The organism is Mycobacterium scrofulaceum, from assembly GCF_002086735.1.
GTDB lineage: Bacteria > Actinomycetota > Actinomycetes > Mycobacteriales > Mycobacteriaceae > Mycobacterium > Mycobacterium scrofulaceum.
The window spans coordinates 1-229 of record NZ_MVIJ01000181.1 but is presented as its reverse complement, the minus strand read 5'-3'; the positions used below and the strand labels follow the sequence as shown (position 1 = coordinate 229).

1 pseudogene is annotated in these 229 nt (G+C 65.9%); it reads left to right on the top strand.

Features of this window, described 5'->3' with window-relative positions:
• Positions 1-229 (top strand): annotated as a pseudogene (locus tag BST44_RS29330) (2,3,4,5-tetrahydropyridine-2,6-dicarboxylate N-succinyltransferase); the annotation flags it as partial.

Sequence of the window (229 nt, the reverse complement as noted above, 5' to 3'; positions counted from 1 at the left end):
ATGCTTACCTGCGGCTTCACCTCTTGTCGCACCGCCTGGTGGCGCCCCATGGGTTGAACGCCGGCGGCTTGTTTGGGGTGCTGACCAATGTGGTGTGGACCAATCACGGACCCTGCGCCATAGACGGTTTCGAGGCGGTGCGGGCGCGGCTGCGCCGCCGCGGACCGGTGACTGTGTATGGCGTCGACAAGTTTCCCCGGATGGTCGACTACGTCGTGCCCACCGGCGT